The following is a 20,883-nucleotide window of genomic DNA, read 5'->3' as shown; positions in this document are numbered from 1 at the left end:
GTTTAGGCACGATCTAAAGGTTGCGTTGTTGATTGCGAAAAATTTGCCCGAAGGCCTGCGTTATCGCGACTGCGACATAAAGTCCCGCCCGGCCTTGCAAGGCGCGCGCGGGCAGCGCCAGAATGCTGCGTATCCGCCCCGCCGAAGTAAGGAAACCCAATGCCCGATCCTGTCGCTGCGCGCCTGCGTCTTGCGCCTGAAGCCCTGACCCGGCGTTTTTCCCCCGAGCAGTTTGCTTTTACCCACACCGACGATCTGGAGCCGTTTCGAGGCGTCCTGGGCCAGGAGCGAGCAGTCGAGGCCCTGCAATTCGGCGTGGCCATGCCTCGCCCTGGTTACAACGTGTATGTGATGGGCGAGCCTGGCACGGGCCGCTTCTCGTTCGTCAAGCGCTACCTCAAGGCCGAGGGCAAGCGCCAGCACACCCCAGCCGACTGGGTTTACGTCAACCATTACGAGGACACCCGCGAACCGCGTGCCCTGGAACTGCCCTCGGGCAGCGCCGGTGAGTTCATCGCCGACATGAACGGGTTGATCGACAACCTGTTGTCGACCTTCCCGGCGGTGTTCGAGCACCCGTCGTACCAGCAGAAGAAGGGCGCCATCGACCGCACCTTCAACCAGCGCTATGACCGCGCCCTGGATGTGATCGAGCGGGCCTCGCTGGAGAAAGACGTGGCCCTTTACCGCGACGCCAGCAACGTCGCCTTCACCCCGATGGCCGAAGGCAAGGCGCTGGACGAGGCCGAGTTCGCGCAACTGCCCGAAGAAGTCCGTGAAAGGTTCCACGAGGATATCGCCGAGCTTGAGGAGCGCCTCAACGAAGAGCTGGCCAGCCTGCCACAGTGGAAGCGTGAGTCGAACAACCAGCTGCGTCATCTCAACGAAGAAACCATTACCCTGGCCCTGCAGCCGCTGCTGGCGCCGCTGTCGGAAAAGTACGCCGAGAACGCGGCCGTTTGCGCCTACCTGCAGTCGGTGCAGTTGAACCTGCTGCGCACCGTGGTCGAGCAACTGGTCGATGACAGCAAGACCGACGCCGTGGCGCGCAAGATGCTCGAAGAGCAGTACGCGCCGAGCCTGGTGGTCGGTCATCACCACGATGGTGGTGCGCCAGTGGTGTTCGAGCCGCACCCGACCTACGACAACCTGTTCGGCCGGATCGAATACAGCACCGACCAGGGCGCGCTGTACACCTCCTACCGCCAGTTGCGTCCGGGGGCCTTGCACCGGGCCAACGGTGGCTTCCTGATCCTGGAAGCCGAGAAGATGCTCGGCGAGCCCTTTGTCTGGGATGCCCTCAAGCGTGCGCTGCAGTCGCGCAAGCTGAAGATGGAGTCGCCGCTGGGTGAGCTAGGCCGGGTGGCGAGCGTCAGCCTGACGCCGCAAATGATCCCGCTTAACGTCAAGCTGGTGATCATTGGCTCGCGCCAGCTCTACTACGCGCTGCAGGACCACGATTCGGACTTCCAGGAAATGTTCCGGGTGCTGGTGGACTTCGACGAAGACATGCCCATGGTCGACGAGAACCTGGAGCAATTCGCCCAGCTCTTGCGCACCCGCACCAACGAAGAAGGCATGGCGCCGCTGACCAGCGACGCCGTGGCGCGCCTGGCCACCTACAGCGCCCGGCTGGCGGAGAACCAGTCGCGGCTGTCGGCACGCATCGGTGACCTGTTCCAATTGGTCAGCGAAGCCGACTTCATCCGCCAGCTGGCCAGCGACGAGATGACCGACGCCGGGCACATTGAGCGCGCGCTCAAGGCCAAGGCCACCCGCACCGGGCGTGTTTCGCAGCGGGTGCTGGACGACATGCTCGCCGGCATCATCCTGATCGACACCGAAGGTGCGGCCATCGGCAAGTGCAACGGCCTGACGGTGCTGGAAGTGGGTGATTCGGCATTCGGCATGCCGGCGCGTATCTCTGCCACCGTCTACCCCGGCGGCAGCGGCATCGTCGACATCGAGCGTGAGGTCAACCTGGGCCAGCCAATCCACTCCAAGGGGGTGATGATTCTCACGGGCTACCTGGGTAGCCGCTATGCCCAGGAATTCCCGCTGGCGATTTCGGCGAGCATCGCCCTGGAACAGTCCTACGGCTACGTGGACGGTGACAGTGCGTCGCTGGGCGAAGCATGCACGCTGATCTCGGCGTTGTCGCGCACGCCACTCAAGCAGTGCTTCGCCATCACCGGCTCGATCAACCAGTTCGGCGAAGTGCAGGCGGTGGGTGGGGTCAACGAGAAGATCGAAGGCTTCTTCCGCCTGTGCGAGGCCCGCGGCCTGACCGGCGAGCAAGGGGTGATCATTCCGCGCGCCAACGTCGCTACGTTGATGCTCGACGAGCGGGTGCTGCAGGCGGTCGAAAATGGGCAGTTCCACGTCTACGCGGTCAGCCAGGCTGACGAGGCGCTGAGCCTGCTGGTGGGCGAGGAGGCCGGGGTGGCGGACGACAAGGGCGAGTTCACCGAGGGCAGCGTCAATGCTCGCGTGGTGGAACGCCTGCGTGAAATCGCCGAAATGATCAGCGAAGAAGACATCAAAGAGGCGGAAAAGGAGCGTCTGGAGGAGATAATTGCGCAGGCCAAACCCGCCTGAGTCAATAAATCGGCGCTGGCGGCGATATGCTACCGTTCAGCGCCGGTTTTCCATCTTTCTGGGCTGTTCTTCTATGCTGGAGCCTATATGCTAGTACTTAGGACGGTATCAGGGTTCAGGATGGAAACAGCCTGAGGGTTTCGGGCTGAACAGGGCTCATTGGAGGGGACGCGGCCATGCGCAACCTCAGCCTTACTCGCCAGTGCCTGGGCCTGGTGACCCGCATCGAATGCAGCATTCGCCCACTGGCCGGTGACAACGGTATGTGGACGCTGCTGTTCGCCGCCGGCATGGCCGGTGAACAACCTTCGGCCATCAAGGCCCAGGGGCCTTTTCACGGGCCGCTGGTAGCCGAGTCGGTGCTCAATGCCATCGTCGACAGCCTCACGTTACATGGCTATCAGGTTGCCGAAGACCCGCAGATCTGGTGCCTGCACCTGCAGGCGCAGCTACGTCGGATCAATGGCGAGCGCTGCCGCAACCTGGGGGACTATCAGTTTCATCCTGAAAGTTGATTGGGGGTTGGGGCCGCCAAGCGGCCCCCATTCGATTCAGCTTTTGCTGTAACAGGTGGCTGGCTATACTCGCCGTCGCTTTTTTAGTCACCTGACGAGTCCCTTACCCTCCATGGAACGTATTCTCGAAAACGCGATGTATGCCTCGCGCTGGCTGCTCGCCCCTATCTATTTCGGCTTGTCCCTCGGCTTGCTGGCCCTGGCCCTGAAGTTCTTCCAGGAAGTCGTTCACGTTCTGCCCAACGTGTTTGCCCTGAGCGAAGCCGACCTGATCCTGGTGATCCTGTCGTTGATCGACATGTCGCTGGTGGGCGGCCTGCTGGTGATGGTGATGATTTCCGGCTACGAGAACTTCGTCTCGCAATTGGACATCGACGACAGCAAAGAGAAGCTCAACTGGCTCGGCAAGATGGACTCTTCTTCGCTGAAGATGAAGGTTGCCGCCTCGATCGTGGCCATTTCGTCCATTCACCTGCTGCGGGTGTTCATGGATGCACAGAACATCTCCACCGACTACCTGATGTGGTACGTGATCATCCACATGACCTTCGTGGTGTCGGCCTTCTGCATGGGCTACCTGGACAAGCTCACCAAGCACTGAGTCCGCCAAGGGGTAAAACTGACGAGTGGCGTCAGTTTTACCTTGTGTATTCCTAGCCGCTGTACAAAAAATGAGCACTCATGCGCGGTTCCCGCGGCGAGGTGCTCTCATGAACCTGCATCAGCTCAATACCGAGGCCAGGGTTGGCCATGTCGACGAACTCAATCTGATCGCCATCGAAGGTGGTGATTATCTTCTGGAGGCCCGGGTCAAGGGCCGTGCGCACCCGCTTTCCGACAGCCATGGGCAACGCTTGCGCGTGCATTCCGTGGAGGAGGCACGTGACCTGCTCAAAGCCCTGCCATTGCTGTCGCTGAACCTGTTGCACTGGTCAGTGCAGGACGAAATGTGCGGCATGGGCACGCACCCGGAAGAAGACCTGAAAGTGCCGATTTCTCACCGCTCGGCCTGGTAGCTGCTCCCGGCGCCCCAGTGTGCTAGGCTGCTCGCCCTTTTCATCAAGGGCGCGGCTTCACTGCGCCCTGCAGTGGAGCACGACCATGTCCGAACTCAACCTGTCTACCGACGAAACGCGCGTCAGCTACGGCATCGGCCGTCAGCTGGGCGGCCAACTGCGTGACAACCCGCCACCAGGCGTTAGCCTGGACGCCATCCTGGCCGGCCTGACCGACGCCTTCAACGGCGCCGACAGCCGCGTCAGCGAAGCCGACCTGTCGGCCAGCTTCAAGGTCATCCGCGACATCATGCAAGCCGAGGCTGCTGCCAAGGCTGAAGCTGCTGCTGGCGCTGGCAAGGAATTCCTCGCCGAAAACGCCAAGCGCGAAGGCATCACCACCCTGGCTTCGGGCCTGCAGTTCGAAGTGCTGACCGCCGGTGCTGGCGCCAAGCCGACCCGCGAAAGCAACGTGCGCACCCACTACCACGGCACCCTGATCGACGGCACCGTGTTCGACAGCTCCTACGACCGTGGCCAACCGGCTGAATTCCCGGTAGGTGGCGTGATTGCTGGCTGGACCGAAGCCCTGCAGCTGATGAACGCTGGCAGCAAATGGCGCCTGTACGTGCCGAGCGAGCTGGCCTACGGCGCCCAAGGCGTCGGCAGCATCCCGCCGCACAGCGTCCTGGTGTTCGACGTCGAGCTGCTCGACGTTCTGTAAGACCGCTGGGGCCGCTTTGCGGCCCATTCGCGGGGCAAGCCCGCTTGTGTCTTGGAGAGGGAATAGAATCTGAAGTGAGAGCGGTGAATGGCAAGCTGATAGCCCGAGGTGCCCAGAGCACGTGTGGGAGCAAAAGCTGCCATTCACCGTTCCACTTTGGCGAGAGCCCGAACAGTTGGATGAGGGGCGTAATCTCGAATCACAAGCGTGGGCCAAGCCAAAGCGCTCTCACTCCTTGAGTTTAAGAGGGTTTGGCCATGTCTTCCTCTGTCGGCATCGATGTTTCCAGTGCCACACTTGCTGTTCACATCCGTCCTGAGGGGGTGAACTTCAGTGTTTCCAATGACTTGAAGGGATTCCAACTGCTCGTCGAAAAGCTTGGCGGGCATGCAATTTCAATGGTCTTGCTCGAAGCTACCGGTGGCTACGAGTGCAATGTCCTCAAAGCGCTGCAGGATGCCGATTTTCCGGTTTGCCGGATCAATCCCAGTCGTGCCCGGGACTTTGCCAAGTCGATGGGTAAACGCGCCAAGACCGATCCCATTGACGCAGCTGTTTTGGCTCACCTGGCTGAAGTTATGCCCCCACGGCCTTGCCAGGTGATGACACCCGAGCGGGCTTTGCTGCGCGAACTGCTTATGCAGCGGGATCGCTTCGTCCAACAGCGCGACGATGACAAGCGGCGCCTGAAGCAGGCGCGGGCTCCCAGTGTTTGTTTGCGGTTGGAACAACACATCGCCTATCTGAAGGGTGAAATTCGAGCGCTGGAACAAGAGATCGCACAGCAGGCAGCAGCTTTGCCTGATGATCGGGTTAAACAGCTCACTCAAGTCAAAGGAATTGGTCTGATTACTGCCGGAAAGCTGATGGCCTTGCTGCCAGAGCTGGGCCAGGTGGATAAGAAGGAAATTGCCGCCTTGGTCGGTGTTGCGCCGTTCAACCAGGACAGCGGCAAGCAGTCGGGCAAGCGTTCAATCTGGGGGGGGCGCTCACAAGTCAGGCGGGCGCTCTATATGGCCTGCTGGGTGGTGATACGGCACAACAAGGACTTCTGCGAGCGCTACAAAGCACTGCGAGCCCAGGGGAAGTGCGCGAAAGTATCGGTGGTGGCGTGTATGCGAGTATTGATAGTGAGGCTAAATGCGATGCTCAAGACCGGAACGCCCTGGAAGGAGCAAATAGCTCATTCGTAGGAGCAAGCCTTGCTGGCGATGCCCGGCACAGCCGGGCCTGGGGCGCTACGCGCCCCATCGCCGGCAAGGCCAGCTTCCACAAGAAGACAGTTGCTCCCACAGAGATGCCGCTCCTATTGAGCAGAGAGGTCTTTGTGGGAGCGGGCTTGCCCGCGAATGCGTCGGGCCTGCAAACATCAATTCCAGTCTGTCCCCCCAGGGCGCAATGCCCGCGCATAGCAGAACAGAAACAAATTCCGCACCAGCTCCTTGAGCACCCCAGGTTCACTCGAATTCAGCCCGCTCATGTCCAGGTCGCCCTGGTCTCGCAGTTCATCGAGCGCTTCTTCTTCGAGCACGGCACAGACTTCGCCAGTCTCGCGATGCAGGATGCGCAGGTAAGGGTGAGGGCGGTCTAGCCAGGCGTCGATCAGATAAGTCATGGCTATTCTCCTTGGATAGCGGTTCCAATGAGAATAATTCTTATTATCAAAATAGCAAGGGTCTATTGGCGTATTTTTGCCGGACGGTGCAATGACCCTGTTGCAGGATCTGTCAGGGCCACCCGGAAGGTAGCCCCGTCGCACAGTGTAATCAGACCTTACGCACGAACTCGGACTTCAGCTTCATGGCGCCGATGCCGTCGATCTTGCAGTCGATGTCGTGGTCGCCGTCGCACAGGCGGATGTTCTTGACCTTGGTGCCGACCTTGACCACCAGGGACGAGCCCTTGACCTTGAGGTCCTTGATCACGGTGACGGTATCGCCGTCCTGCAGGACGTTGCCGACCGAATCCTTTTTCACCACGTCATCGCTGGCGGCTTCGGCTTCGCCGTTGGCCGACCACTCGTGGGCGCATTCGGGGCAGATCAGCTGGCTGCCATCCTCATAGGTGTATTCGGAATTGCATTTGGGGCAGGGCGGCAAAGTGCTCACTTCGGTTCCTTAAACAGACAGGCGGTTAAAGGCGCATATTGTATAAGGTTTTGTCCCGGAAGTGTTTTGTCCTTGCAAAAGCATCGCGGGCAAGCCCGCTCCTACAGGGATCGGCGAAAATCCTGTGGGAGCGGGCTTGCCCGCGAAGAAGGCGACTTGGTTTGTCAGTGCGTACGCGCTACCGCAAATTCGCTCAGCTCAACCAGCGCATCGCGGTATTCACTGGCCGGCAGCACTTCCAGGCACTCGATGGCCTTGGCCACGTAATCACGTGCCATCTGCGCGGTGTAGTCCAGCGCGCCCGAGGCTTCGACCGCTGCACGGATCTGCTCGAGGTCTTCAAGGCCACCTTTCTGGATGGCCTTGCGCACCAGTGCAGCCTGCTCAGGCGTGCCTTCGCGCATGGTGTAGATCAGCGGCAGGGTCGGCTTGCCTTCGGCCAGGTCGTCACCGACGTTCTTGCCCAAGGTCTGCGAGTCGCCCTTGTAGTCCAGCAGGTCGTCGACCAGTTGGAAGGCCACGCCCAGGTGGTCGCCGAAGGTCCGCAGGGCCTCGCGCTGCGCTTCGCTGGCGCCGGCCAGCGCGGCGGCGCTGTGGGTCGAGGCTTCGAACAGCATGGCGGTCTTGCCGCGGATGACCTCCATGTACACCTCTTCGGTGGTGCTGGCATCGCGAACACGCGACAGTTGCAGCACTTCACCCTCGGCGATGACGCGGGTGGCCTTGGAGAGGATCTGCATGACCGGCATCGAACCCAGTTCGACCATCATTTCGAACGAGCGCGAATAAAGGAAGTCACCCACCAGCACGCTTGGCGCGTTGCCCCACAGCGCATTGGCGGTGGAACGGCCACGGCGCATGCCCGACATGTCGACGACGTCGTCGTGCAGCAGGGTGGCGGTGTGCAGGAACTCGATGGTCGCTGCCAGCAGGCGCAGGTCATCGCCTTCGCGGCCCAGGGCCTTGCCACAGAGCAGGACCAGCAGGGGACGCAGGCGCTTGCCACCGGCCGACGTGATATAGTCGCCGATCTTCGATACCAGCGGCACGCGCGAGGTCAGCTGCTTCTTGATGATCTCGTCGACGGCGCTGAAATCATCAGCCACCGCGCGGTAGAAGGTTTGGGGTTGCATCGGCTGCTCCATTGACGTTGCGCGGCATGCTAGGTCGCGGGTCCCGGTGTGTCAAGGCGCGGTGCCCGCACCGCCGGGGCGGTACTTGCAAGCAAAACCGGGGTTGCGTACAATCGCGCACCCTAACTTCCTGGGCAGCACCTGCCTTACGCAATTGCACCGGGCCGTTCCAGCCCCATGCAGCCATGCCAGCCAATACTCAATATATAAAGCGCTGGGTGAGCAGGATTATCGGAGAAATACCATGTCTTACGCAGTAATCGTTACCGGCGGCAAGCAGTACAAAGTCGCTGAAGGTGAATTCCTCAAGATCGAAAAGCTGGAAGTCGCCACTGGCGAATCCGTGACTTTCGATCGCGTTCTGCTGGTTGCCAACGGTGAAGAAGTCACCATCGGCGCACCAGTTGTCGCTGGCGCTAAAGTTGTTGCAGAAGTCGTTTCGCAAGGCCGTCACGATAAAGTCCGCATCATCAAGTTCCGTCGCCGTAAGCACCACATGAAGCGTATGGGCCACCGCCAGTGGTTCACCGAGATCAAAATCACCGGCATCCAGGCTTAATCCCCTAGATCCCCTGAATTTATTTGGAGAATTGAACCATGGCTCACAAGAAGGCTGGTGGTAGTACCCGTAACGGTCGCGACTCAGAATCGAAACGCCTTGGCGTGAAGATGTATGGCAGCCAGGTCGTCAAGGCCGGCAACATCATCGTCCGTCAGCGCGGCACCCAGTTCCACGCCGGCTACGGCGTTGGCATGGGCAAGGATCACACCCTGTTCGCCAAGATCGAAGGCGTGATCAAGTTCGAGAAGAAAGGCGAGTTCAACCGCCGTTACGTGAGCATCGTCGCCGCTTAATCGCGACCTCGCTCCAGAAGCCCCGTCATGCGACGGGGCTTTTTCGTTTGTGGTGAGCCTCTTGCAAAGCTGTTTGTATGGGCTGCCGGCGTTGGTTTCTACGGTCGTACGGGGCCGCCGCGCTCATTTTTGCAAGAGCCTCAGGTTTTTTAAGTATTCAGCTCGTCGGAAGGCGAGAGGCGGTTTTAATGAAGTTTGTTGACGAAGTATCGATTCGAGTCAAAGCCGGTGACGGCGGTAACGGTTGCATGAGCTTCCGTCGCGAAAAATTCATCGAAAACGGCGGCCCCAATGGTGGTGACGGCGGCGACGGTGGCTCGGTGTTCATGGTTGCCGACGAAAACCTCAACACCCTGGTCGACTACCGCTACACCCGTCACCACGAGGCCCAGCGTGGCGCCAATGGTGGCAGCACCGATTGCACCGGCAAGAAGGGTGAAGACCTGTTCCTGCGCGTGCCAGTCGGCACCACGGTGATCGACGCCACCACCCAGGAAGTGATCGGTGACCTGATCACCCCTGGCCAAAAGCTGATGGTCGCCCAAGGCGGCTGGCACGGCCTGGGTAACACCCGTTTCAAGTCCAGCACCAACCGTGCGCCACGCCAGACCACCCCGGGCAAGCCAGGTGATCAGCGCGACCTGAAAATGGAAATGAAGGTGTTGGCCGACGTCGGCCTGCTCGGCCTGCCGAACGCGGGCAAGAGCACCTTCATCCGTTCGGTATCGGCCGCCAAGCCGAAAGTTGCCGACTACCCGTTCACCACCCTGGTGCCGAACCTGGGTGTGGTCAGCGTCGACCGCTGGAAGAGCTTCGTCATTGCCGACATCCCCGGCCTGATCGAAGGCGCTTCCGACGGTGCCGGCCTGGGTATCCGTTTCCTCAAGCACCTGGCGCGTACCCGTGTGCTGCTGCACCTGGTCGACATGGCGCCGCTGGACGAAAGCAGCCCGGCCGATGCCGCCGAAGTGATTGTCAACGAACTGACCCGCTTCAGCCCGTCGCTGGCCGAGCGCGAGCGCTGGCTGGTGCTGAACAAGTCCGACATGGTCATGGACGACGAGCGTGACGAGCGGGTCAAGGAAGTGGTCGAGCGTCTGCAGTGGGAAGGCCCGGTCTACGTGATCTCGGCCATTTCCAAGCAGGGCACCGACAAGCTCAGCCACGACCTCATGCGCTACCTCGAAGACCGCGCCGACCGCCTGGCCAACGACCCGGCCTACGCCGCAGAGCTGGCCGACCTCGACCAGCGCATCGAAGACGAAGCCCGTGCCCAGCTGCAGGCCCTGGACGACGCGCGTACCCTGCGTCGTACTGGCGTCAAGAGCGTCCACGACATCGGCGACGATGACGGTTGGGACGATGATTTCGAGGACGACGAAGACGGCCCAGAAATCATTTACGTGCGCGACTGACCGGTTGCAGTACACTAAACGCCGCTCTCTGGAGCGGCGTTTTTGTATCTACGGTATCTACAGATTCGACATAGGTTGGAAGAAGATGCGAAGCAAGGTGACGGGCGCCAAGCGCTGGGTCGTGAAGATTGGCAGCGCACTGCTGACCGCTGATGGCAAGGGCCTCGATCGCGGCGCAATGGCCGTTTGGGTCGAGCAGATGGTCGCACTGCGTGAGGCAGGCGTGGAGTTGGTGCTGGTCTCTTCCGGGGCCGTGGCCGCTGGCATGAGCCAGCTGGGCTGGACCTCGCGACCGAGCGCGATGAACGAGCTGCAGGCGGCCGCCTCGATCGGCCAGATGCGCCTGGTACAGGCCTGGGAGTCGAGCTTCGGCGAGCACGGCAAGCACACCGCGCAGATCCTTCTGACCCATGACGACCTGTCCGACCGCAAACGTTACCTCAACGCCCGCAGCACCTTGCGCACGCTGGTCGACCTGGGCGTGGTGCCGGTGATCAACGAAAACGACACCGTGGTCACCGACGAAATCCGTTTCGGCGACAACGACACCCTGGCTGCGCTGGTGGCCAACCTGGTGGAGGCCGACCTGCTGGTGATCCTCACCGACCGCGACGGCATGTTCGATGCCGACCCGCGCAACAACCCCGAAGCCCAGCTGATCTATGAAGCCCGCGCAGACGACCCGGCGCTGGACGCCGTGGCCGGTGGTACTGGCGGCGCCTTGGGCCGTGGCGGCATGCAGACCAAACTGCGCGCGGCTCGCCTGGCGGCACGTTCGGGTGCCCACACCATCATCATCGGTGGCCGTATCGAGCGCGTGCTTGACCGCCTCAAGACGGGCGAGCGCCTGGGTACCTTGCTGTCGCCTGAGCGCGGCATGCTTGCAGCGCGCAAGCAGTGGTTGGCCGGGCACCTGCAGACCCGCGGCACGCTGGTGCTCGACGCCGGTGCCGTGCAGGCGCTGCGCCAGGCCAACAAGAGCCTGCTACCTGTGGGTGTGAAGACCGTGCAGGGCAGTTTCCGCCGTGGCGAGATGGTGGTGTGCGTCGGCCCGGACGGCCTGGAAGTGGCCCGCGGTCTGGCCAACTACAGTGCGCTTGAAGCGCAGAAGATCATCGGCCAGTCGTCCGATGCCATCGAATCCCTGCTCGGTTACAGCGCGGAACCCGAGCTGGTGCACCGTGACAACCTGGTTCTGGTCTGAGGAAGTGCACATGTTGAAAAGGATGATTGCCGTGGCGGCGTTGGCGTTGCCGATGCTGGCCGGTGCCGAGGAGATCGGCCAGGTGTCCACCGTGTTCAAGTTCGTTGGGCCCAACGACCGCATCGTGGTCGAGGCGTTCGATGACCCTAAGGTCGAGGGCGTGACCTGTTACCTGTCGCGGGCCAAGACGGGCGGTGTGAAGGGTGGTCTGGGCCTGGCTGAGGACCGTGCAGAGGCGTCGATCGCCTGCCGTCAGGTGGGGCCGATCAACTTCAAGGGTGAGTTGAAAGACGGCGAGGAAGTGTTCAAGGAACGCACCTCGTTGGTGTTCAAGACCATGCAGGTGGTGCGCTTTCTCGACAAGAAGCGCAATACCTTGGTTTACCTGGTGTACAGCGACCGCATGATCGAGGGCAGCCCGCAGAATGCGGTGACGGCGATTCCGATCTTGCCTTGGGCTCATTGATAGCCTGATAGATGCTGGGAGGCCTTTGGCCTCCATTCGCGGGGCAAGCCCGCTCCCACAGATACTCCGCTGGCGCAAAACTTGTGGGAGCGGGCTTGCCCCGCGAATGGGCTGCAAAGCAGCCCCAATTCACAACAATCAGGCGAGCTCTTCGGCCTGATCCTCACGCACGTCCACCTGCACCTCATCCAGCCGGCTGATGAACTTCCAGTCCGCCTCATCGATGTAGATGCCATTCGGCCCGCTGCCACCTTCCAGGTCGATCGCCACCTTGGCCGACACCTGCGGCTTCACACTCGCCAGAATCGGTACGAAGCCCAGCTGCAGGCTGGTTTCCAGCAGTGCTGTCTGGTTGCGTTCGTCGATGTCTGCCGCTTCGTCGAGGTAGTACGGCAGGCGAATGCGCCCGGCCAGGTCACGGTCCATCAGGTGCAGCAACAAGTACATGTTGGTCAGCGCTTTGATGGTCATGGTGGTGCCGTTGGACGCAGCGCCGTCGATGTCGGCGTGGATCACCGGCTGGCCATTGACCTTGGTGATCTCGAACGCCAGTTCGAACAGGTCCTTGAGGCCCAGTTGGTTGTGGTTGGCCGCCACCAGCCGTGCCAGGTACTCCTTGGCCTCTTCGTTCTTGTGGTCCTGGTCGGAGTTCTGGGTCAGGTCGAACACCGACAGGGTCTCGCCTTCTTCGTACTGGCCGGCGCTGTGGATGATCTGGTCGATGTGCTTGAGCGCTTCCTTGTTCGGTGCCAGCACCACGCGGAAGCTCTGAAGGTTGGATACCTGGCGCTTGTTGATCTCACGGTTGAACAAGGCCAGCTGGTGCTCAAGGCTGTCGTAGTCGCTGCGGATGTTGCGCAGGGTCCGGGCGATGTCGGTGACTGCGGCGCGGCGCGCCTTGGCCAGGGTCAGGGCCTCATCGGTACGGTGCGCATAGGCGTTGACCAGTAACTGGAGGCGGCGCTCCATGTCGTCTTCGCTGTCGAACTTGGCCACGCCCTTGAGGCGCACCTGGGCGTACAGCGCCTCGATCTGGTTGTCCACCCGCTGCAAACCCTGCCAGCTGTCTTGGTAGTCGTTGAGCATCGGCAGCAGGTTGTCCATGGTGTCGTCGACCGCTTCCATGAATGGCGTGCCGTAGGGCAGGTCCGCCGGCAACAACTGGCGGCGGCGCAGGGCGTCTTCCAGGGTGCGTTGCTTGGACTCCAGGTCACCGAGCTGGCGGCCGACCAGTTGCAGCTTGGCCGACAGCTGCTGGACGCGCTCGGTGAAGGCATCGCTGGAGCGCTTGAGCTCGTCCTGAGCGGCTTCCAGTTGCGACAGATGCTCCAGTTTTTCGGGTTCTTCGGCCGCCAGGGTTTCGCTGCGGCGGAAGTCTTCCAATGCCTTCTGCGCATCCAGTACCGCTTGGTACAGGGTCTCGGTCTGTGCCTTGGAGGCGGAGCGGTCGGCGGCTACGGCCTGCTGGGTCTTGAGCTGCTTGAGCTCTTTTTCCAGGCGCTCTTTCTGGTCGCGCAGGGCGGCGCGGTCGGCCAGGGCCTGCAGTGCTGGAGGGTCGATGTGGGTGAGGTCGATGGACAGGCCGGGCGCTTCGAAGCGCTCGCCTTTGAAACCGTCGAGCACCGCTTCCAGCGACTTTACCCACAGGTCGCTGTCGTCCAGCTCGATGCCGCGCTCGCCCAGTGGCAGGCTGAACAGCGCACCGTTGAACAGGCGCATCAGGCGGTCGACATCCTGTTGGGAGAACTCTTCGCGCAGGCGGGCATAGCTGTTGTTGTCGGCGTGGTCGAGCTGCTGACGGACCTGCTTGAGGCGTTTTTCCAGGTCGCGTACGCGCTCGTCCAGGTCTTCGGCAGAGAACTGCCGCGACTGGGCCAGGGCGCCGGCCAGTTCGTCGTGGGCGTCTTTGGCGGCCAGCAACTGCTGCTCCAGCACCTTGACGTCATCGACCAGGGCGAAGCGGTGTTTGAGCACCGACAGCTCGCCGAGCCAGCGCTGAATGCCAGTGATCTCACGCTCCAGGCGCATCAGCTCCTGGGTGCCGCCACGTTGGTCGTTCTGCAGCCGGTCTTGTTCGCCGCGGTAATGCTCGGACTGGATAACCAACTCTTCCTTGCGCGCCATGGCGTATTCCTGCCAGGTGCCCAGCAGGTTGTCGAGCAGCGGCGAAAGGCGGTGCAGCTTGCCGCGCAGGATGTCGCGCTGGGCCACGCCACCGGCCAGGGCTTCGACCAACGGGCCGGCGGCGACCAGGGCGTTGTAGTCCTGCTCCATGCGCCGTACGTCGCGGAAGGCTTCTTCACAGGCCGCGATGTAGTCGACGCTGCCCGAGCGCAGGCTGTGCTCGAAGGCGTCGAGGAACAGTTGCTTGAGCTTGGCAGCGGTGATTTCGCGCATGTGCAGCAGGTTGATGAACAGCGCGCGGAAGGTTTTCAGACTTTGCTCGCTGGTCGAGCGCAGCGGAATCATGGTCAGGTCCAGCGGCACCGAAGTGTGGCCACCGACCAGCAGGCGGCGCAGTTCGTCGGGCTTGAGCTCGTAGGCCTTCAGGCCCAGGCGCTCCAGGTTGGTGAACAGCTCTTTCTGGCGCAGGCAGGTGTCGTTCTTCTGGTAGTGGGCCAGGTCCAGCTCGCCTTTGTAGGCGAAGAACTGGTGGCCGAAACCGCCACCTGGGCCGCGCCCGACCACGCCGATCACGTGCGGGCCGTGAGGCAGGTTCAGTTCGCAGAGAATGTAGGACGTGTCGCTGGCGAAGTAGAAGCGACGCGACTGCTCCAGGCTGTACTTGCCGAAGCTCATGTCGGACATGCGCGCCAGGATCGGGAACTGCAGGGCGTTGATCGATGCCGATTTACCCAGGTTGTTGGCGCCGTAGACCGACAACGGGTGTTCCAGCGGGAACAGGCCGAGGCTGTAACCGGCGGTGTTGAGCAATGCAAAGCGGCGGATGCCGTAGCGTTCCTGGCTCATGCGTCAATCTCCTGTTGCTCTTCGCGGATGGCCCTGGCCAGGGCGTCCTCTTCGCTCTCGTCGCCGTCGAAGGGTGAAAGGTCGAGCGGGTCGTCGGTGCGGTTGAGTTGCTCCGGGCTTTCTTCCTCGACCAGTACCGGCGTGGGCAAAGGCAGGTCACTGTGCAGGGTGGCGGCCAGGTCGCGGTCCTGCTGGACCGACAGGCAGACGTCGAGGAAGCGGTGCATCGGCGGCAGGAAGCGGTAGATGCCGCCTTCCTCATGGGCGAAGCCGAGCTGGGTCATGCGGCGCAGGATTTTTTCTTCGAGCTCTTCGACGGTTTGCACTTCGGCCTGCAGGAACAGGTCGCGGTACTTGTCCAGCAGCGAGGGCAGTTCATCGCGGCCGATGCTGCCGCCGTCGAGCACGGCCATCGGGTCACGGCCCTGGTCGGCCAGGTGCTCGACCAGGATGAAGGTGAACAACGACAGGCGCTGGGCGGTTTTGTTGACCTGCGCGGCGGCAAGCTCGGGCACGAAGTAATAGAAACCACGGGTGTCGCATACCAGCTCGAAGCCCAGGGCCTTGAACAAGGTACGGTACTGGTCCTGGAAGTTCGACAGCTGAGCGTACAGCTCCGGGTCACGGCGGCTGACGTGGAAACCTTTGAACAGCTCGCGGAAGATCGGCGCGAGCTGGGACAGTTCGGAAAGATCAAGATGCATTGGCTGGGCTCGCGTTGGATTCGGCAGTCGTTCTGGCGACGTCTTCACGGCTGGACGTCAGGGCGAACGAGCGCAGGCTGACCAGGTGTTCGTGGGTGGTGTAGTCGCGGCGGTCGAGGCGCTCGCGCTTGAAGCGCTTCTCACGGGACAGGCGCGAGAACCAGTACAGCAGTTCGTCGGTGGCGCCTTCGGGCTCCTGGTCCAGCAGCCAGACCATCAGGTCTGGCAGTGGCAGGGCCTGCTCGCAGCGTTCGAGCATTTCCTTCACCGTACGGGGTGCGCGCGGTAGCGGGTCTTTGTCGGTCTTGTGCGCCTTGGGGAAGCGCGCGGGCTTGGGCTCGAAACGGGCCAAGGCGTAAACATAGGCCTCGACCTGGCTGGCGCTGCCAAGGAAGGTGCTTTGCGGCCGGGTGAACATCGGCATGGCCGCTTGCGGCACGGCATCGATGCCCTTGCGGCGGATCACCGACAGCGCCAGCGCGGCGCCACGGGTCACGGCGTTGTGCCGGCGCGCTTCTTCGCGCAAGGGCAGCAGCAGTTCACGGGCGTGGCGCAAGGTCAGCTGGGCGCTGGTTTGCATTTCCAGAATACGCGCGTGGGTGCGCAGCAGCATGTCGTCGTCGACCAGGTGGCCCAGGCGCGCCTGTTCGCCCAGCAGGCGCAGCAGCACGGTTTCGACCTTGCGCACGCCTTGTTCGAAGGCGCCATCGGCGTTTACCAGCTGGATCATCGGCTCGACGTATTCGTCCCAGGTCGCGAGGACTTCGGCATAGCGCTGGCGCAGCGGGATCTGGCGGTTGCTGGTCTTGGCCCGCTCGGCCACGGCCACCAGCGCCTGCTCGTCGTTGTCGAGCTTCTTGAGCACATCGCGCACGCGCATGTCGAGCAGGCGCAGCTGGCGCGCCAGGTCGTCGCTGTCGCGGTTGTCGAAGGCGTCCTGGATATGCCCGGCGAGGCGCTCCAGGTGGCGCAGGTAGGCTTCGATCTCCAGGCACAGGCCCAAGCGGTGCTCGCGGCGCAGGTAGGCGAGGAAGTCGTGGATCTGGGCGTTGAGCTCGAAGCGGTTCGGGCTCTTGGCTACCGGGACCAGGATATCCAGGCGGATCCACACGTCGAGTAGTTGGGTGATGTCCTGCGGGGTGCTTTCGACCTGCTGGCGGGCCACATGCTGGCGCAGTTCGACCAGGCTCAGGGTGCCCTGGTCGAAACGTTCGCACAGCGGCTCGATCAGGGCCCAGTGTTCGGCTAGGGCGCGCAGGACGCGCTTGGGTTCGATCATTGGCTTCGACTCGTTGCCAAGAAAAAGGGGGCGATTGTACTGCATCCAGGGGGGAGGATTTCACCCCTTGGTCTGTAATGAGAAATGTCCCTTATTTTGCTGGGGGAATCTCGGCGCCTGCCGCCGGTATTGTCAGCGACGCAGCCCCTGTAGGAGCGGGCTTGCCCGCGAAAGGGCCGGTACAGCCAATAAAAATCCGCCGACCAGTTGCGGCACGCGAATGCTAACGGCGTTAGAATGCTCGATTGATTTAGCCCCTCGGATACCCGTCCCTTGCTGACCGAACCCCGTCGCCGCGCCTACCTTTCCGCCATGCAAGTGGTGCACTGGCTGCCGCGCGCCGAACTGCCGTTCGCCGCACCGTCACGCCCCGAACTGTTGTTGCCGGTGGGGCCGGTCGAAGACATCGACTTCGACGTCAAGCCGGCGCCGGCCGCCAACGCGGCGCCCATCGCGCCCCAGGCACGCGCCGGCGAACGCCCGAAAATCGAAATTCCACGTCCTGGCAGCACTCCAAAACCTGCGGCCAAGGCCGTCGAGGCAGAAGAGCCGGCCCCGGCCCCGCGCCCGGTGCCGGTGCCACCACCACGCTTCGCGTTGCAGCTGCTGCGCGCCGGCAGCTGCCTGCTGCTGGTGGAGCTGGCCACGGGCCAGCCGTTCCAGAGCCGCGACCCGTCCTACCTGCTACTCAAGGACATGTTGCGCGCCGCCGGCCTGCCCGACGCCCCGCAGATCATCGGCGAACCGGTGCGCTGGCCGCTGCTGGTGCGCGGCAACATGGACCAGGGCCCGGACGCTGCACGTGATTTCGTCCAGGGGTTCATCCAGGCGCGCCTGGAAGAAGCCCCTTGCAGTTGCTTGTGGCTGATCGGGCTGCCTGCGCTGCGTTTTGCCGGCAATACCGATGCGCAAACCTACTACCAAACACTGAAGCTCGACGGCCTGGGCGATGCCTGGGCCTTGCCGGGCCTTGAACTGTTGATGGACGAGCCGCAACGCAAGGCGGACGTCTGGCAAGCCATGCGCCAGCTGATGGCGCGCTGGAAGAGCGTTGAATGAGTGACTCGATCAGTTTCCGCCCGATGACCGAGGCGGATCTGGATGCCGTGCTTAAGATCGAATATGCCGCGTTCAGTCATCCCTGGACCCGGGGAATCTTTCAGGATGCGCTTAAGTCCTACGAAGTGTGGCTGATGTTCGATGGCCAGCAGCAGGTCGGCCATGGCGTTATCAATGTGATCATTGATGAAGCGCACCTGCTCAACATCACCGTCAAACCCGAGAATCAGGGTTGCGGCCTGGGCCTGTGTCTGCTCGAACACCTGATGGCGCGGGCCTATCAGCTCAATGGCCGCGAGTGCTTTTTGGAAGTGCGTGCCAGCAACCAGTCGGCCTATCGGTTGTACGAGCGCTACGGATTCAACGAAATCGGCCGCCGCCGCGACTACTACCCTATCGCCGGCGGCCGCGAAGATGCCCTGGTGATGGCCTGCACCCTGTTCGAAGAGTGACCCTGCAGGGGCAGGTCCAGTCACACAGGTACAACCTGATGAGGCAAGACCATGCACGACCTGCAGGAACTGATCGACAACAACGCGCGCTGGGCCGATGCCATCACCCAGCGTGACCCCGATTTCTTCGCCAAGCTGGCCCGTCAGCAAACCCCGGAATTCCTCTGGATCGGTTGCTCCGACGCCCGCGTGCCGGCCAACGAGATCGTTGGCATGCTGCCCGGCGACCTGTTCGTCCACCGCAATGTCGCCAACGTGGTGCTGCACACCGACCTTAACTGCCTGTCGGTGATCCAGTACGCCGTCGAAGTGCTTAAGGTCAAACACATCCTGGTCACCGGCCACTACGGCTGCGGCGGCGTGCGCGCAGCCATGCAGGACCGCCAGCTAGGCTTGATCGACGGCTGGCTGCGTTCGATCCGCGACTTGTACTACGAAAAGCGCGGCGAGCTGGCCAAGCTGGAAACCGAAGAGGCGCAAGTCGATCGCCTGTGCGAGCTGAACGTGATCCAGCAGGTCGCCAACGTGGCCCACACCAGCATCGTGCAGAACGCCTGGCACCGTGGGCAGGAGCTGTCGGTGCATGGCTGCATCTATGGCATCAAGGACGGGCGTTGGAAGAGCCTGGACACCACCATCAGCGGGTTTGCCCAACTGCCGCCGCAGTATCGGTTGCGGGCGTTGGAGTAATTGGTAAAGGGGGCGGTGCGAGTCTTTAAAGAACTGCACTATACCTGTGGGAGCGGGTTTGTCGTGGCGACGAACCGCAGTGATGGGCTGCAAAACGGCCCTAATTGCAGGTCTTGAGGCTTGAGCCGGGGGCAGGGATGACAAGGGCGAAGTGGCTACTGCTGGCGGCGGGCATGTGGGTGATCAATGCGGCGCACGCCGATGACCGCGACCTGTGGATGTTCGCCCAATGGGCTGGCGATCATCAGACGCGCCCGTTCCGCGAAATGCTGGTGGATGCGCGCCTGTACGGGGTGGTGCCTATCCATCAACTGCTTCGCTCGGCCTCGGACTGGCGGCTGTGCCGGGCTTCACCTTTCGCAGTGCCACCTGCCAGCCAATGGCCAGCGGTACGCTCGACCCTCTCACTGCTCAAAAGCCTTGACGACCAAGGCATCCTGCGCCAGTTCGAAGTGGTCTCGGCCTACCGTGATCCTGGCCTCAACCGATGTGCTGGTGGCGCCGCCAACAGCGCCCATACCCGCGCATTCGCCGTCGATATCCTGTTGCCGGCCTGGGCCGACCCCAATCCACTGTGCCGTTTCTGGCAACAACATGGCCAGGCCTGGAACATGGGCCTGGGTCGCTACCCGTCAGGTCGCATTCATATCGACACCGCCGGCTACCGCACCTGGGGTGGCGACGGCAGTGCGGGCTCGTCGTTCTGTATCAAGCCCAAGTGAGCCAAACAGGCCTGGCATTCGCCGATCACCCATTCGGCGAAACGCTGGCGTTTGCCGCCATCGTCCAGCGGATGTGGGCTGAGCAGATGGTAGGCAGAGCCGTCGCGCAAGAAGCCGAAGGGGGCCTGCAGTTGGCCGCTGTCGATTTCGTCGCGCACCATCAAGGCTGACCCCATGGCCAGGCCGAGGCCCGCACTGGCGGCCTGGATCGACAGGTAGAAGTGCTCCTCGGTGTGGCTGGCCAGTTGCTCGCTCAGGCGCAGCCAGGTGGGCCAGGCACTGGGCCGCGTGCGGCTGTGCAGCAGGCGCTGGCCATCGAGGCCGGTGACGGCGCCAGGGCGGCAGACCGGGCCGATCCATTCGTCGCAGATCTTGCGGTGATGGAGTTGGCGGTCCCAGTGGAAGTCGTCGCGGCGCAGTGCCAGATCGACGCCGCTGCGCGTGAAGTCCAGTGGCCCGCCAGCGGCCACCAGGTGCAGTTGCAGGTCGGGGTGGGCGGTGTGGAAGCGGGGCAGGCGCGGTATCAGCCAGCGCATGGCGATGGTGGGTTCGCAGGAGAGGACCAGCACATTGTCGCGCGCCTGCTGTTGCAGGCGCTGCACGGCGCCTTCGAGCTGTTCGAACATGGCCTGGGTGGTGCCCTGCAGCGCGCGGCCGGCGGCGGTGAGAAAAATGGCCCGGTTGCGGCGTTCGAACAGTTCGATGCCGAGGCTTTCCTCAAGCAGCCGAACCTGGCGGCTGACCGCGCCGTGAGTGACATGCAGGCGCTCGGCGGCGCGCACGAAGCTTTCGGTTTCGGCGGCGATGTCGAAGTAGCGGAAGGCGTTGAGGGGAGGCAGTTTCATGGTTTTGTGGTGCCTGTTCTGGCCTCTTCGCGGGGCAAGCCCGCTCCCACCGATAACAGACATGCACTGTGGGAGCGGGCTTGCCCCGCGAAGAGGCCAGACCAGGCACTGCACCTCTGTGAGGAAAACTATCGAATAACCGCCACTAT

The 20,883-nt window shown here is 62.5% G+C and carries 22 protein-coding genes; 15 read left to right on the top strand and 7 right to left on the bottom strand.

The genetic code is table 11. The features are described 5' to 3' along the window. The first annotated feature begins 159 nt into the window (after nt 1-159). From OGV19_RS20220 to OGV19_RS20195, 6 genes are all read left to right on the top strand, one after another. Nucleotides 160-2,598 carry a Lon protease family protein gene (locus OGV19_RS20220; protein ID WP_264310360.1) on the top strand — a complete coding sequence of 813 codons (2,439 nt, stop codon included), beginning with the start codon at nt 160-162 and terminating at the stop codon, nt 2,596-2,598. Between the two features lie 176 nt (nt 2,599-2,774). After that, nucleotides 2,775-3,113: a PA4575 family protein gene (locus OGV19_RS20215; protein ID WP_016713353.1), complete on the top strand. Its 339-nt coding sequence runs from the start codon at nt 2,775-2,777 to the stop codon at nt 3,111-3,113. Between the two features lie 112 nt (nt 3,114-3,225). Continuing rightward, nucleotides 3,226-3,714 (top strand): TIGR00645 family protein, encoded by a 489-nt coding sequence (locus OGV19_RS20210; RefSeq protein ID WP_016501546.1) that lies wholly within the window; start codon nt 3,226-3,228, stop codon nt 3,712-3,714. 109 nt (nt 3,715-3,823) lie between these two features. Further along, nucleotides 3,824-4,129, top strand: a complete 306-nt coding sequence (locus tag OGV19_RS20205; protein WP_264310359.1) for a DUF6482 family protein — start codon at nt 3,824-3,826, stop codon at nt 4,127-4,129. 85 nt (nt 4,130-4,214) lie between these two features. Then, on the top strand, nt 4,215-4,832 hold the full coding sequence (locus OGV19_RS20200; protein WP_264310358.1) for a BamJ family beta-barrel-assembly machinery protein: 618 nt from the start codon (nt 4,215-4,217) through the stop codon (nt 4,830-4,832). 257 nt (nt 4,833-5,089) lie between these two features. Further along, the gene (locus OGV19_RS20195) at nt 5,090-6,025 is read left to right on the top strand and encodes an IS110 family transposase (protein WP_264310357.1); all 936 of its coding nucleotides are present in this window, start codon (nt 5,090-5,092) and stop codon (nt 6,023-6,025) included. Nucleotides 6,026-6,201: 176 nt separating this feature from the next. Here the strand turns inward: OGV19_RS20195 and OGV19_RS20190 are convergent, their stop codons facing one another. The 3 genes from OGV19_RS20190 to OGV19_RS20180 all read right to left on the bottom strand — a co-directional run bounded on the left by OGV19_RS20190 (nt 6,202) and on the right by OGV19_RS20180 (nt 8,073). After that, on the bottom strand, nt 6,202-6,447 hold the full coding sequence (locus OGV19_RS20190) for a PA4570 family protein (protein ID WP_003256316.1): 246 nt from the start codon (nt 6,445-6,447) through the stop codon (nt 6,202-6,204). 151 nt (nt 6,448-6,598) lie between these two features. Further along, nucleotides 6,599-6,940: a zinc ribbon domain-containing protein YjdM gene (locus OGV19_RS20185; protein WP_027594521.1), complete on the bottom strand. Its 342-nt coding sequence runs from the start codon at nt 6,938-6,940 to the stop codon at nt 6,599-6,601. Nucleotides 6,941-7,104: 164 nt separating this feature from the next. Beyond that, entirely contained in the window at nt 7,105-8,073 is a 969-nt protein-coding gene (locus tag OGV19_RS20180; protein ID WP_264310356.1) for a polyprenyl synthetase family protein, read from the bottom strand. Between the two features lie 244 nt (nt 8,074-8,317). On the opposite strand from OGV19_RS20180, the gene rplU reads away from it, so the two are divergent. The 5 genes from rplU to OGV19_RS20155 all read left to right on the top strand — a co-directional run bounded on the left by rplU (nt 8,318) and on the right by OGV19_RS20155 (nt 12,013). After that, nucleotides 8,318-8,632, top strand: a complete 315-nt coding sequence (gene rplU, locus OGV19_RS20175) for a 50S ribosomal protein L21 (RefSeq protein WP_003247466.1) — start codon at nt 8,318-8,320, stop codon at nt 8,630-8,632. Between the two features lie 38 nt (nt 8,633-8,670). Then, complete coding sequence (gene rpmA / locus OGV19_RS20170; RefSeq protein WP_008092023.1) at nt 8,671-8,928, top strand: 50S ribosomal protein L27; 258 nt, start codon at nt 8,671-8,673, stop codon at nt 8,926-8,928. A gap of 188 nt (nt 8,929-9,116) precedes the next feature. Continuing rightward, nucleotides 9,117-10,343: an Obg family GTPase CgtA gene (gene cgtA, locus OGV19_RS20165; RefSeq protein WP_264310355.1), complete on the top strand. Its 1,227-nt coding sequence runs from the start codon at nt 9,117-9,119 to the stop codon at nt 10,341-10,343. A gap of 85 nt (nt 10,344-10,428) precedes the next feature. Beyond that, complete coding sequence (proB, locus tag OGV19_RS20160; protein ID WP_264310354.1) at nt 10,429-11,547, top strand: glutamate 5-kinase; 1,119 nt, start codon at nt 10,429-10,431, stop codon at nt 11,545-11,547. Nucleotides 11,548-11,557: 10 nt separating this feature from the next. Next, the gene (locus tag OGV19_RS20155) at nt 11,558-12,013 is read left to right on the top strand and encodes a CreA family protein (protein ID WP_264310353.1); all 456 of its coding nucleotides are present in this window, start codon (nt 11,558-11,560) and stop codon (nt 12,011-12,013) included. A gap of 138 nt (nt 12,014-12,151) precedes the next feature. On the opposite strand, the gene mksF is transcribed toward OGV19_RS20155, so the two are convergent. Genes mksF through mksB form a run of 3 tightly spaced genes read right to left on the bottom strand, consistent with a single transcriptional unit; the run spans nt 12,152 to nt 16,966 of the window. Next, the gene (gene mksF, locus OGV19_RS20150) at nt 12,152-14,983 is read right to left on the bottom strand and encodes an Mks condensin complex protein MksF (RefSeq protein ID WP_264310352.1); all 2,832 of its coding nucleotides are present in this window, start codon (nt 14,981-14,983) and stop codon (nt 12,152-12,154) included. Then, entirely contained in the window at nt 14,980-15,687 is a 708-nt protein-coding gene (gene mksE, locus OGV19_RS20145) for an Mks condensin complex protein MksE (RefSeq protein WP_264310351.1), read from the bottom strand. Before mksE ends, mksF begins: the two co-directional genes overlap by 4 nt. Continuing rightward, nucleotides 15,677-16,966, bottom strand: coding sequence for an Mks condensin complex protein MksB (mksB, locus tag OGV19_RS20140; protein ID WP_264310350.1), 1,290 nt, complete (start codon nt 16,964-16,966; stop codon nt 15,677-15,679). The genes mksE and mksB overlap by 11 nt, the downstream gene beginning before the upstream one ends. A 273-nt stretch (nt 16,967-17,239) precedes the next feature. Here mksB and OGV19_RS20135 point away from each other — a divergent pair, with 273 nt between their 5' ends. From OGV19_RS20135 to OGV19_RS20120, 4 genes are all read left to right on the top strand, one after another. Continuing rightward, nucleotides 17,240-18,025, top strand: a complete 786-nt coding sequence (locus OGV19_RS20135) for an energy transducer TonB (RefSeq protein ID WP_264310349.1) — start codon at nt 17,240-17,242, stop codon at nt 18,023-18,025. Further along, nucleotides 18,022-18,477 carry a ribosomal protein S18-alanine N-acetyltransferase gene (gene rimI, locus OGV19_RS20130; RefSeq protein WP_264310348.1) on the top strand — a complete coding sequence of 152 codons (456 nt, stop codon included), beginning with the start codon at nt 18,022-18,024 and terminating at the stop codon, nt 18,475-18,477. The genes OGV19_RS20135 and rimI overlap by 4 nt, the downstream gene beginning before the upstream one ends. A gap of 51 nt (nt 18,478-18,528) precedes the next feature. Next, on the top strand, nt 18,529-19,167 hold the full coding sequence (can, locus tag OGV19_RS20125; RefSeq protein ID WP_033701363.1) for a carbonate dehydratase: 639 nt from the start codon (nt 18,529-18,531) through the stop codon (nt 19,165-19,167). Nucleotides 19,168-19,304: 137 nt separating this feature from the next. Beyond that, nucleotides 19,305-19,889, top strand: a complete 585-nt coding sequence (locus tag OGV19_RS20120; protein WP_264310347.1) for a YcbK family protein — start codon at nt 19,305-19,307, stop codon at nt 19,887-19,889. On the opposite strand, the gene OGV19_RS20115 is transcribed toward OGV19_RS20120, so the two are convergent. Next, complete coding sequence (locus OGV19_RS20115) at nt 19,829-20,734, bottom strand: LysR substrate-binding domain-containing protein (RefSeq protein WP_264310346.1); 906 nt, start codon at nt 20,732-20,734, stop codon at nt 19,829-19,831. The two genes, OGV19_RS20120 and OGV19_RS20115, sit on opposite strands and share 61 nt — an antisense overlap. Nucleotides 20,735-20,883 lie beyond the last annotated feature (149 nt).

The organism is Pseudomonas putida (assembly GCF_025905425.1).
GTDB lineage: Bacteria > Pseudomonadota > Gammaproteobacteria > Pseudomonadales > Pseudomonadaceae > Aquipseudomonas > Aquipseudomonas putida_AF.
The sequence above is the reverse complement of the archived record's forward strand: the minus strand, read 5'-3'. Positions and strand labels throughout refer to the sequence as shown.

Coding starts and splice junctions, on each gene's coding strand:
- OGV19_RS20220 (WP_264310360.1), top strand. CDS start 160: ATGCCCGATCCTGTCGCTGCGCGCCTGCGTCTTGCGCCTGAAGCCCTG.
- OGV19_RS20215 (WP_016713353.1), top strand. CDS start 2,775: ATGCGCAACCTCAGCCTTACTCGCCAGTGCCTGGGCCTGGTGACCCGC.
- OGV19_RS20210 (WP_016501546.1), top strand. CDS start 3,226: ATGGAACGTATTCTCGAAAACGCGATGTATGCCTCGCGCTGGCTGCTC.
- OGV19_RS20205 (WP_264310359.1), top strand. CDS start 3,824: ATGAACCTGCATCAGCTCAATACCGAGGCCAGGGTTGGCCATGTCGAC.
- OGV19_RS20200 (WP_264310358.1), top strand. CDS start 4,215: ATGTCCGAACTCAACCTGTCTACCGACGAAACGCGCGTCAGCTACGGC.
- OGV19_RS20195 (WP_264310357.1), top strand. CDS start 5,090: ATGTCTTCCTCTGTCGGCATCGATGTTTCCAGTGCCACACTTGCTGTT.
- OGV19_RS20190 (WP_003256316.1), bottom strand. CDS start 6,447: ATGACTTATCTGATCGACGCCTGGCTAGACCGCCCTCACCCTTACCTG.
- OGV19_RS20180 (WP_264310356.1), bottom strand. CDS start 8,073: ATGCAACCCCAAACCTTCTACCGCGCGGTGGCTGATGATTTCAGCGCC.
- rplU (WP_003247466.1), top strand. CDS start 8,318: ATGTCTTACGCAGTAATCGTTACCGGCGGCAAGCAGTACAAAGTCGCT.
- rpmA (WP_008092023.1), top strand. CDS start 8,671: ATGGCTCACAAGAAGGCTGGTGGTAGTACCCGTAACGGTCGCGACTCA.
- cgtA (WP_264310355.1), top strand. CDS start 9,117: ATGAAGTTTGTTGACGAAGTATCGATTCGAGTCAAAGCCGGTGACGGC.
- proB (WP_264310354.1), top strand. CDS start 10,429: ATGCGAAGCAAGGTGACGGGCGCCAAGCGCTGGGTCGTGAAGATTGGC.
- OGV19_RS20155 (WP_264310353.1), top strand. CDS start 11,558: ATGTTGAAAAGGATGATTGCCGTGGCGGCGTTGGCGTTGCCGATGCTG.
- mksF (WP_264310352.1), bottom strand. CDS start 14,983: ATGAGCCAGGAACGCTACGGCATCCGCCGCTTTGCATTGCTCAACACC.
- mksE (WP_264310351.1), bottom strand. CDS start 15,687: ATGCATCTTGATCTTTCCGAACTGTCCCAGCTCGCGCCGATCTTCCGC.
- mksB (WP_264310350.1), bottom strand. CDS start 16,966: ATGATCGAACCCAAGCGCGTCCTGCGCGCCCTAGCCGAACACTGGGCC.
- rimI (WP_264310348.1), top strand. CDS start 18,022: ATGAGTGACTCGATCAGTTTCCGCCCGATGACCGAGGCGGATCTGGAT.
- can (WP_033701363.1), top strand. CDS start 18,529: ATGCACGACCTGCAGGAACTGATCGACAACAACGCGCGCTGGGCCGAT.
- OGV19_RS20120 (WP_264310347.1), top strand. CDS start 19,305: ATGACAAGGGCGAAGTGGCTACTGCTGGCGGCGGGCATGTGGGTGATC.
- OGV19_RS20115 (WP_264310346.1), bottom strand. CDS start 20,734: ATGAAACTGCCTCCCCTCAACGCCTTCCGCTACTTCGACATCGCCGCC.